Annotated in this window: 9 protein-coding genes and 1 pseudogene; 2 read left to right on the top strand and 8 right to left on the bottom strand. The window is 49.1% G+C overall.

The features are described 5' to 3' along the window. Positions 1-92: 92 nt before the first annotated feature. Complete coding sequence (locus tag IT084_RS17360) at positions 93-1211, bottom strand: phosphotransferase family protein (protein ID WP_195714143.1); 1119 nt, start codon at positions 1209-1211, stop codon at positions 93-95. 108 nt (positions 1212-1319) lie between these two features. Next, positions 1320-1688 (bottom strand): annotated as a pseudogene (locus tag IT084_RS17355) (response regulator); the annotation flags it as partial. Positions 1689-2493: 805 nt separating this feature from the next. On the opposite strand from IT084_RS17355, the gene IT084_RS17350 reads away from it, so the two are divergent. After that, the gene (locus tag IT084_RS17350; RefSeq protein ID WP_195714142.1) at positions 2494-3744 is read left to right on the top strand and encodes an MFS transporter; all 1251 of its coding nucleotides are present in this window, start codon (positions 2494-2496) and stop codon (positions 3742-3744) included. A 308-nt stretch (positions 3745-4052) separates the two neighbouring features. Here the strand turns inward: IT084_RS17350 and IT084_RS17345 are convergent, their stop codons facing one another. The 5 genes from IT084_RS17345 to IT084_RS19115 form a co-directional block, all read right to left on the bottom strand. Beyond that, a complete protein-coding gene (locus IT084_RS17345; RefSeq protein WP_195714141.1) occupies positions 4053-4355 on the bottom strand; it encodes a hypothetical protein in 303 nt (100 codons plus the stop codon). Further along, the gene (locus tag IT084_RS17340) at positions 4307-4828 is read right to left on the bottom strand and encodes an ATP-binding protein (protein ID WP_279327904.1); all 522 of its coding nucleotides are present in this window, start codon (positions 4826-4828) and stop codon (positions 4307-4309) included. Before IT084_RS17340 ends, IT084_RS17345 begins: the two co-directional genes overlap by 49 nt. After that, positions 4828-5136 carry an ATP-binding protein gene (locus tag IT084_RS18720; protein ID WP_207744664.1) on the bottom strand — a complete coding sequence of 103 codons (309 nt, stop codon included), beginning with the start codon at positions 5134-5136 and terminating at the stop codon, positions 4828-4830. The genes IT084_RS17340 and IT084_RS18720 overlap by 1 nt, the downstream gene beginning before the upstream one ends. Continuing rightward, complete coding sequence (locus IT084_RS17335) at positions 5133-5813, bottom strand: Mu transposase domain-containing protein (RefSeq protein WP_195714140.1); 681 nt, start codon at positions 5811-5813, stop codon at positions 5133-5135. Before IT084_RS17335 ends, IT084_RS18720 begins: the two co-directional genes overlap by 4 nt. A 598-nt stretch (positions 5814-6411) precedes the next feature. Then, positions 6412-6522 (bottom strand): hypothetical protein, encoded by a 111-nt coding sequence (locus tag IT084_RS19115; RefSeq protein WP_395880074.1) that lies wholly within the window; start codon positions 6520-6522, stop codon positions 6412-6414. Positions 6523-6888: 366 nt separating this feature from the next. Here IT084_RS19115 and IT084_RS17330 point away from each other — a divergent pair, with 366 nt between their 5' ends. Next, positions 6889-9027: an acetate--CoA ligase family protein gene (locus tag IT084_RS17330; protein ID WP_195714139.1), complete on the top strand. Its 2139-nt coding sequence runs from the start codon at positions 6889-6891 to the stop codon at positions 9025-9027. Positions 9028-9102: 75 nt separating this feature from the next. On the opposite strand, the gene IT084_RS17325 is transcribed toward IT084_RS17330, so the two are convergent. Continuing rightward, positions 9103-9267: an HAD-IIB family hydrolase gene (locus IT084_RS17325; protein WP_243277052.1), complete on the bottom strand. Its 165-nt coding sequence runs from the start codon at positions 9265-9267 to the stop codon at positions 9103-9105. Positions 9268-9534 lie beyond the last annotated feature (267 nt).

Below are 9534 nucleotides of genomic sequence, written 5' to 3'. Positions count from 1 at the left end.
TTTTAAAATGTTTTTAAAAAGGTCTATTTGTCATGCGCTTTTTTAGGCTCTTGCTTACTATGCTTGCTTATCATTACAAGTCTCCCTATATATTACATTTGGGATTTATTGTTTATCGAATACACTCCTTCAAGCATCCACAGCTCTTGAGCATACATGTTTTTCCAGGCAGCGTCCGTATTAACCAGTCGTCTCGCAGAATCGGTGGCAGCTCTGTGAGCTGCGGAGACCCACATGGCATAAGCTTTTACGTGGGTGAACAACGTCCACCACCTGAGTGCATTGCGGTCAACCTTGAGGCCGCTGACATCCTCCCAGATTCGGATTGCCTCATCGGGCAGGAGCTTCCCGGCTACCTTGCCAGGCGCAGCCTCAAAGTGCCAATTCCTGGCAAATGACCAGGCCAAATCTTCAATCGGGTCGCCAAGGTGAGCGAGTTCCCAATCTAATATTCCGATGATTCCTTCAGGAGAATACAGGTAGTTGCCAATCCGGTAATCACCATGAACAACGGACACTTTTGAGGCTGCCGGTGGTGGTTCCCGGCGCAACTTACGGATCACAGCGCTGGTTACAGGAAGCGGACCGATGTCGTGATCACGAATTATCTTCTCCCAATAGTCGAGTTGCATCGCCCACGCATCGTCCACAGAGGGGACAGCCAATACGTCAGCCAAGCCCAGGTCGCAGTAATCCTGGGCTGCTATCAAACCCAAAATTTCAAACATCTGGCGCGCGATTCCGGACCACTTTTCCTTGTATATAGGCTTGCGGAGCTCGCCCGGCCACGCCACTCCATCAAGCCTGGACATAACAAAAAACGGCATCCCAAGCAGCCCCGGGTCGTCTTCTATAAACAACGGCTCAGGGACCGGTACCCCCGGTACGGGCCAGAACGCCTTATACATCGCATACTCGATACGTCGGTTGCTTTCGTGTAGAGAGGACGGGGGATCCATTCGCAGAATCATGCTTCGCTCTGTCCGAGCTCCGTTAGCAGTGAGCCAACCGGCGTCAATTCTCCAGGATTCGCGCGAAAAGCCGCCGAATAGAGGTTCAGCGCGGTACACCACTACATCTTCGAACCCAAGTTTTCCAACGAGATATTCTCTGAACCTTTCCGGAATCGAATTGCCCACCATACCACTCCGGTCATCAGCACCACATGCTAACGAGGATTGCTTCATTTTTGCCATTCCCTCCTCGTCCAATGAGAATATTTAACTCTCCTCACAGACTACCGAAAGAATCACTTTTTATTTATCATTCTCGGGGGCGGACAGCCCTTCCTGATACCCCACTACTTCCGGAACGAGAGTTTCCTGGGAAATCTGGAAAACCTTTTTGAGCGCCTTTTTCACCCGGCCAGGCTCCACCGGCTTCAAAAGGTAATCGACAGCATTTACTTCGAAGGCCGAAACGGCATACTCGTCATGGGCGGTTACAAATATTATATATGGCCTCTTCGGCAGCGACTGAACGGCTGCGCCGAGTTCCAACCCGCTCATGCCGGGCATGGAAATATCGAGAAACAGCACCTGGTAGTCGAGAGCCTTAATCAGAGCAAGGGCCTCATGGGCGTTGGCCGCCTCACCCACTATTTCCACGCTGTCGAAATTGCTTAGTATATACCGCAGTTCCTGCCGCGCGGGGTATTCGTCGTCTACAATCAACGCTTTAAGTTTCATTAACGATACCTTCCTTAAATCAGTCATTTTCAACATAAAATCCAACCCTGCCCGGGCATCGATGTCTATGGAAAGAGCCTCCAATGCCGCTAATCCCCCGCAGGATCATCGCTGTAACGTAAATTCCGATGGCAAAAATAAAAAGTACGCGGTCACCTTATTCTAGCATAGCAAGTTCCATGCCTAACGTCGAGTGTCCACCAACAGCAAAAACTGATGGACGCAACCCTTACTTCGGATTGTTCTACTGCAAAAAATATTGCAATATTTCAAAATTTCATAGGACACTGGATTACATTATGAAATAAAGCCCCAAGGCTGGGTGGGCAACTATATTTTGCCGCCAAAACACCGGGCAAGCGGGAATTCATGACCCTGCATTTACTTTATTGCTTTTTTGCAAAAAAATTACAATAACCTCACGTATTTTTCACAGACCACCATCCGGTTTGCACCGGCATGGTAATTGCATAGTAAAGCAAGTGGAAGGGATATTAAGAAAGCTGAAATACTTGACGTTATTATCTTTTCAACATTGAGAAAACGGTAATCGCTGCTGTCAATTCATTTACCGGGGGGGGGGTTGTGTGTAAAACCGAATGGCAACCGGTACTAGGAGCGGCAAAATTGGGGTGAGGTTTTATGCGATAATTGAGGATAATGAGCACTAAAATTTACAGAATAATATGAGTTGTCTGAAGAAAGAAATTAAGGAAAAAAAAGGCAAAACCGTGTTACCATCTGTCTTTGAATTGGCATGAAAATTGCGACTTGAGCCAAATAAATAAAACAAGGAGGCTTAATCATGACCGCAAAACGTTTTCATCATGCATATTTAATTGTTTGGGTATGCTGTAGTATGAGTTTATGCGTTGGAATAACTTACAATACCGCCGGTATTTTCTTTCCTTCGGTAATAAAAGAATTAGGGGTGTCAAGAGGAGCATTAGCCCTCTATATGACCGGAATTGGCCTGATGTCCGCTCTCTTTCTTCCTATCGCCGGTAAACTCATGAAGGGAAAGAATGTGCGTTCCGTTTTATCAATTGTCGTTCTGATTCATGCCATTACGACTGCTGCTATGGCGCTGTGTGCTAATGTTTATCATTTTTATGTTGCTTCAATATTCCTGGGTATGACAATGTCGTTTTTCCTATACGTAGCAACTCCTACCCTTATCGGTCGCTGGTTTGCCGACAGGGTGGGGTTCTTTGTGGGTTTATGTTTCGCTTTTACGGCAGGAGGCGCTATTGTCTTTAATCCAATTGCCGGATATGTTATTGCCAATTTTGGATGGAGAATGGGTTACGTAGCGATGGGTCTTTGTTCGTTAGTTCTCGTTTTTATTCCCGTCGTCTTATTTGTCAGAGGCAACCCCGAAGATGTCGGATTAAAGCCACACGGGATTGAAAAGGTAGTAACAGGTGCGGGCGATGTAAGATTCGCAGGCGCATCCGTTTCCGACGCCTTTAAATCCCTGACAATCATTCCTGTGCTCCTTTATGTGGTGTCGGTTGCTCTCTTTAGCGACTTATATGTTTATCTTCCTTCTTATGCTTCTTCAAAGGGAATGGGAATGGCTTTATTAGCTATGATAGGTTCCAGCGCCATGATTGGAACTGTGATAGGGAAGATTGCCTTTGGGGCTTTAAATGATAAAAGTCCAATAGGAACATTGGCGCTCTGTGGCCTCTGTGGCGTTATAGGGGTACTTACCATGCTTTATTTAGGGGTGGCTAATCCCACGTTTTTCTTGATCGGTGCTTTCATTTATGGATTGGCTTACTCAACGCCGACAGTTCAATCAGCTTTATTAATAAAGAGAATATTTGGATTGCGTGAATACCCCCAAATCTATTCTGTGATTATGATGATATATGCCCTATCCACAGCCACCGGCCAATCTTTGTGGGGTTTCATTACTGACCGGCGCGGTGGAGATTACACTTTATCCTTTCTGCTCGTCGCAGCCTTAGCTGTAGGGTTCGCAGTATTTAGTATTACGGCGCTCCTCATGAGGAAAAGAGTTGTTTGGACATCAGCACCGGAAGTATAAGCAGGTTCTAATCTCTTATTGACAATAAAACTGCGTTTGTCAATAGAAAAGTGATCCACTTGATAAAGTAAAACTGATCCACTTGTGATAAAGTAAAAGTGATCCACTTCCTTTTTGTTACTTGAGCAGAGCCGATTTCCCCTTCCCCGGGGGAGGGGAAATCGGGGCGCGAACAAGAGTTCCACCAATCTTTCGGCTGCAATAATTGCCTACCGTCGGCATTAAATGAAACACAATTATTATCACTCCTGTCGTAATAGTATTTTTACCTACAGAATTATTGAGCTTGTCCTTTTATACAAAAGTTTTTAAGACTTTGCGGATAAACCAATCTCCGCTAAATAAGATACTTTTGCCCAGGGAGTCCCCCGGCATTCCATAGCCAGGGCATAGACCAGAATATTTTGCAGGCCGACTGGTTTCTCCCGGTAGTTAATTTGGGCCACTTCGGCAACGCTGATTTTTCCTTCCCGGAGCATGGCCAAAAGTTTGTCAAAAGGAAGTTTGCCCAGGTAAGCCACCACCTTAGTTTTGACCTTGCCGTTTTCCCAACACCTTTTTTCTAACTGGGCGTAGCATTCTCCCCGGACGGCCTTCCAGCGGACGAACACTTTCTCACCGCCTTTAAGTCCGGAAACTGTTGGTCACTAGCCGGACTGTGCTTTAATTGCTGTTTGAGGCGGTATGATTCTGCATTCATGTTCAAGATGTGGGACCGGAAAGTAACACGGTCTACCAGTGCCGCGGTCAGCAGGCGGTCCCCGAAGATCTCCTCCCAGCGGGAAAAGTCCAGGTTGCTATTGATAATTACACTGCTACGCTCGCACCGCTCGGAGATAACCTGAAAGAGCAGTTCGGCGTTTGGCCGGGGAAAGGAGATGTAAGAAAGTTCGTCAACAATCAAAAGATTAACTTTCGCCAACTCATTGAGCAACCGGCCCAATCTTTTTTCATTCTGAGCTTCGGAAAGCTTGTTGACCAGACCGGCGGCGGTGAAAAAGCGCACAGAGTAGCCATTGGTACATGCATTCATTCCCAGTGCTATAGACAAATGACTTTTTCCGGTGCCGGGGTTACCGATCATTAAAATATTCTCCCGGCGCCTGATAAACTCTCCGGTGGCCAACTCCCGGACCATGCTTCCTTAACATGGGGTAAAGACGTGAACTGAAATTCATCCAGTGTTTTCCGTAAAGGAAAACGGGCCGCCCGGATCCTTCTGGCAACCTGGTTCTCTTTCCGGTTGGCCGACTCCCGGGAGAGCAGCGCGCAGAGGAATTCTTCATACCCCCAGCCTTCTGCGGTAGCCTGACGGATTACCGCCTGGTAACCGGTGAAGGCAGGAAGTTTGAGTTCCTTGGCGTAAAGAGCGATTAATCCGGCTTTGCTCACCGGCGCTCACCCGCCCAGAGGCGATCGTACTGCTCCAGACCGACCGGTTCCACGCGTGGGAATTCCGGCAGAAGAGGGGGATCGCTTTCCCGCCGGGTCAGGTAGTAGCGGATAGCCTGGTAACTATGCTGGCCGCTTTGCAAAGCCAGACCGATGGCCTTTTCCGTTTCGTCGATGCCGTAATCCAGGACCAGTCCCAAGATCCGAGCCAGTTCCCTGTCTTCGCCCCGGTCCAGAAGGTTCTGTTTGAGAGCATTAAATCCCGGAGGTAATACAGACCGGCGCAAAGGGGCGGCGTTCCTCAATGACCGCGGTTTTTTAACCAGTACCGGCAGGTAATGTTCCAGTTCCAGCCTGGTTTGACCCTGCAGATAGCTTCGCGGGTGAGCGGCCACTTGCCGGGAGCCGTGGTAAATCTTTACCGCCAGAGGATAACCCTTGACGGTGACGGTTTTCCCTACCAGATTTACGGGGACGGAGTAGCGGTTACGGTCGAATTTGACCAGGCTTAAGTTATCTACTTCGGCTAAAGTTGTTACCGCGTAATCAAATTCCCTGGCCGGCAGGGGGGTCATATTCTTTTGCTCGGCGGCCAGGGCCTCTCTGACCGGTGCAGGGTGGTAGCGCAAGTGTTTTTTCTGGTACTGGATGCATCTTTTGTCCAGCTCCGGTTGCAATTCCGTTAAGTTCTCCACCCGGGGTACCGGGACAAAAAAATTGCGGCGGGCAAAACCGACGAGATCCTCTACCAGCCCTTTTTCATTGCCGGCCCTGGGGTTGCAAAAATCAGCGCTAAAGGCGTAATGGCTTCTTAAAGCGATAAAAGCCGGCTGTTCTGCTCTGACATAACGTCCCCAGCCTTCCTTGACGGCTGTTTTTAAGTTGTCGTAGATCAGCCGGCGGGTGACCCCGCCAAAGAAGTTGAAGGCCTAGACGTGCCCGGCCAGGAAGCACTCGCTGCGCTGGCTGGGGAAAGCAGCAACGTAAGGAGCACAGCTATAACATAGAGCCGGTAGCAGAAGATCTGGACTTTGCTTTTCCGTCCGGCTACGTATATGGTTGCCTCTCCCCAGTCCACCTGCGCCGCCTCACCGGCGTCGAACTCCAGGGGCACGCAAGCCTGTCTACTTTCCGGACGGAGTTCTTTAACCAATTTTCTTATTGTGGAGGCGGAACCGGTGAAGCCGTGTTCTTCTACCAGGCGCTGGTAGATCCTTTCGGCAGTGTGGCGCTGTTTTAAGAGGGCATCCTGATCTCCGGCCAGCCATTCTTTGACTATTTCTTCGATTGGTCCGGTAACCGGCCGTTGGTACTGCCGTGATTACTTTCCCAGGGAACGTTCTCTCCCTGGCAGTAACGCTTTACTGTGTTTCGGGATAGGCCCAGTTCTCTTGCTATTTTTCTTTGGGAAAACTTTTTTACGGCAAAAAGATACCTGATTTGTTCGTAAGTATTGATGGAATCACTCTCTTTCTCTCCCCTGCAATTTGTTTTTTTTAAGTATACAGGGGAAGTTTGGGAGTGGATCAGTTTATATTATCAAATTGGCCCAAATGGATCACTTTTGTAATATCAAAAACAGTAGTTCGGGGGGTTGGGTGGATCAGTTTGATATTATCAAAGTGATCCAAAGTGGATCAGTTTTATTTTAGCGAATACAAAAACGGTTGTTCCACTTTTTTTATGCTTGGCAGGGTTGTTTTATTCACCCTGTCAAGCGGGGCCGGGCATAATACTTGGAGGTGAAACCAATTGTTAACTGACATTGACGTTGCTTCGCTAAAACCATTTTTTGAACCTGAATCCATAGCTATTCTCGGGGCTTCAAGTGATTCTGCCAAACCCAGCGGAAGAGCCCAAATTGCCTTGATGAACAAGGGGTACAAAGGTAATATTTATCCCGTTAACCCAAAATACCAAGAAATATTCGGCCTTAAGTGTTATCCTTCCCTGGCCGATGTGCCAGGGAAAGTGGATCTGGTTATTATCAGCATACCTGCTGAAGGAGTCTGTGCCGCCCTGGAACAGTGCATTGCAAAAGGGGTGAGGGCTGCCGTCATCTTTAGTTCGGGATTCGCGGAAATCGGTCCGGAGGGGCGTCTCCTGCAGGAAAAGATGACGGAACTGGCGCGGGGATCCGGCATTCGACTATGTGGTCCCAATTGCGTCGGGGTGATCAATACCAACAATGGGGTTAGAGCTTCTTTTGCTTTTGTTGTAGATATACCCGATGTGGATCCGAGATATGTGGGTTTTGTTACCCAAAGTGGCGCTTTTGGGGCCTTGATTTATGCTCAGGCTCTTGCTGCCGGTGTGGGGTTCAATTATTTCGTCAGTACGGGCAATGAAGCGGATGCGGAATTTGCTGATTTTCTGGGATATATGATCCGGGACCGCTCGACCAAACTGGTGGGGGGGTATCTCGAAGGGGCGAAGGATGGGCGAAAATTGCGCAGGGTGGCTGAGGAAGCTGTAAAAGCACAAAAACCCATAATGATTATGAAGGTGGGGCGCAGTACGGCCGGCGCCAGGGCCGCCTCCTCACATACCGGGTCCCTGGCGGGAGTGGATCGGATCTACGACGCCTTTTTTAAGCAAACAGGGATCATCAGAATTGATGGGCCCGAGGAGATGATTGCATTTGCCCCGTTAATTTCCGCAGGCCGGCTTCCCCGGGGGAAAAATATCGTCATATTGACCACATCCGGCGGTACCGGAGTTACCCTGGCCGATGCATGCGAAAAGCTGGGTTTCACTCTTCCCATGCTCAATGAAAGCACAAGGGCAAAGATGGAAGCGGTTCTTCCTTCATTCGCGTCAGTCCAGAATCCCATTGATTTGACCGGCCAGTATATGACCCACCCGCAAATACTGGTAACCTGTTTCAATGCCCTGGTGGAGGATGATAACGTAGATATCATTTTGGCCAACTTTAATTTAGCGGAGCCTTATGGGGTTGAAATCGCCCGGAGAATTATCGATATATATAACTCTACCGGCAAAACCATTGTCATTTTTCCCTGGGTATTACCCGGAGCTGACGAAGGTGATGGTGTCAGGGAATTGCGCCGGGCCGGACTGCCTGTGCTCATCGATCGGAACCTGGCTGTTCGCGCATTGGCCCATCTGGCTGATTATGCCGGGTTCCTGCGCAAAAGAGAAAATAAAGAATATGAAGTACCGGTTTCTGCGTGCTCGGAACATAGCAAGGTTGAATTGAATGGTTTGCAGGGTGTTTTAAGTGAAGGCCAGTCCAAAGATCTCCTGGCCCGGTTCGGTATCCCGGTGACCAGGGAAGGCTTGGCCCGAAGTGAGGACGAGGCCGTCCGCATGGCCGGGCAAATAGGATATCCGGTGGTCCTGAAGGTGGATTCCCCGGATATTCCGCACAAAACGGACGCCGGCGCTTTAATGCTAAACCTGGCCTCGGAAGAGGAAGTAAGAAAAGCATATTCGACTGTGCTGCAAAATGCCGGGAAATATAAGCCTGATGCCAGGATTAACGGGGTGTTGGTGCAGGAAATGCTGCCGCAGGGGATTGAAGTAATTATCGGGGTGACCAGGGACCCGGTATTTGGTCCAACCATTATGTTTGGTTTGGGCGGGATTTTTGTGGAAGTGCTGAAAGACGTTTCTTTCCGGGTGGCGCCTCTCAGTCCCGGCGATGCCCTGGATATGATCAGGGAAATAAAAGGTTACCAGGTGCTCAAGGGGACGCGGGGAAAGCCGCCCGCCGATGTAGATGCGCTGGTCAATGTAATTATGAAGGTATCCGCCATGGTCACGGAACTGAAGGATCGCATTGAAGAACTGGACATCAACCCCTTAATGGTATATCCTGCTAAAATGGGAGCCAAGGCTGCGGATGCCATGGTTGTTTTGCGAAGATAGATTGTTATAAGTGCTGCGGGCTGCGTTCCCGCAGTTTTAATGAAGCGGGGTTGGTGACAAACCCCGCCCGCATCTTTATCTCATCCCTGGCGTTGGCCATCGCCACCCCGAGCGCCCGGCGTACTCGATCATGTCCAGGTCGTTGTAGCTGTCGCCCACGGCGATTATGTTTTCACGGTCTATGCCGTAATAACCGGCCACCGCAGCCAGCGCTGCGCCTTTACCAGCGCCGGGGTTCATTATCTCCAGTTTTAACTTCTATATTCTGTATTCCTAAAGTTGAAACTGTAAATGAAATAGCTCAGCCGAATTCAATTATCTCTTCGGATTTAAACAAAAACTATTCAGTATCTGAAAGATCAAGTCCCAAATTGTGTGTAAAATTCCTCAGTTAGATTTTATCAACTTGAACACCGCCGCTTAAATTATCCAGCTCGCCAGTCGCCAGTCAAGGGTAAAGGCTACGCCTCCGCTTCGCGGACCCTTGACAGTCGCCTGGCTTCGCTG

Source organism: Desulfallas sp. Bu1-1, assembly GCF_015594625.1.
In the GTDB taxonomy this organism is placed as follows: Bacteria; Bacillota; Desulfotomaculia; order Desulfotomaculales; family Desulfallaceae; genus JADNRQ01.
Note: the sequence above shows the minus strand (reverse complement) of the source record. Positions and strands in the feature narration are given on the sequence as shown.

Coding starts and splice junctions, on each gene's coding strand:
- IT084_RS17350 (WP_195714142.1), top strand. CDS start 2,494: ATGACCGCAAAACGTTTTCATCATGCATATTTAATTGTTTGGGTATGC.
- IT084_RS17325 (WP_243277052.1), bottom strand. CDS start 9,267: ATGAACCCCGGCGCTGGTAAAGGCGCAGCGCTGGCTGCGGTGGCCGGT.
- IT084_RS17340 (WP_279327904.1), bottom strand. CDS start 4,828: ATGATCGGTAACCCCGGCACCGGAAAAAGTCATTTGTCTATAGCACTG.